Below are 846 nucleotides of genomic sequence, written 5' to 3' on the forward strand. Positions count from 1 at the left end.
GACGCGGCATGTCTGGGACGGGCCCGCATGTGCAGGTGACCGATGATGGCATCTGGAGCCCGCAACGCACCGCTGAATTCCTGCTCAAGCTGGCACAGGCGCTACCCGATGACGGGCAGCCCCTGCGCGTGTTCCTGCCCCATACCCGCTATCTGCTGGGCAAGCTGCTCAAGCTGGCTACCGCCGTCAGTACGCTGTGCTATCTGGAAGAGGGCAATACCTCCTGCAATCCAGCCCTGGCCCTGCCGGCGCAGGATCAGGTCGTCGATGCCGCGCAACTGCTGCAATTGCTGCAAGCCCAGCCGCTGGTGATGCGCCGCCTGGGCCTGACGCCGCAGGCCATCCTGGCCGTCAATGAGGTGCCGGCGCTGTGGTTCGACGCCGCCAGCCCCAAGTATGGCGGCGCCTACCGGGTCTCGCCCCAGGCCTTTCCTACCCTGCCGCGGGTCAGCACGCTGTCGCTGTCCCCTTGTCATGCGCTGCGCGAACCGGGTCGCAACTGGCTGTGCTTCCTGCCCAATATCATCAACATGGTGGCGCGTCACGGCCCCCAGAGCGAGCAAGCCCAGAAGAACCTGTATGGACTCATGATGGCCATGCGTACCATGCAAGCGTTGGTGGCCAGTCAGCGGGCACAGCTGGTGGTGAAATTCCATCCGGTCGATGACGCCAATCTCAATCCCGCCTTCAAGCAACAGTTCTATGGCTACGGCGTGAGCTATGCCAGCTTCGCCGCCCAGCAGGCCATCGATGGGCAACTGGAGCCGGCGCTGTTCGATTTCGCCCGCTTCATCGTCATCAATGAATCGGCGGCGAGTCGTTATGTGGAATTGTTAAGGGACCGGA

At 63.2% G+C, this 846-nt stretch carries 1 protein-coding gene; it reads left to right on the plus strand.

Going from position 1 to position 846, the window contains the following annotated elements:
• A partial coding sequence (locus I5W_RS12090; protein ID WP_044529407.1) for a hypothetical protein occupies positions 1 to 846 on the plus strand: 846 nt, incomplete at both ends.

The sequence above is a fragment of the Herbaspirillum sp. B65 genome (genome assembly GCF_000333555.1).
GTDB classification, from domain to species: Bacteria; Pseudomonadota; Gammaproteobacteria; order Burkholderiales; family Burkholderiaceae_D; genus Herbaspirillum; species Herbaspirillum rubrisubalbicans.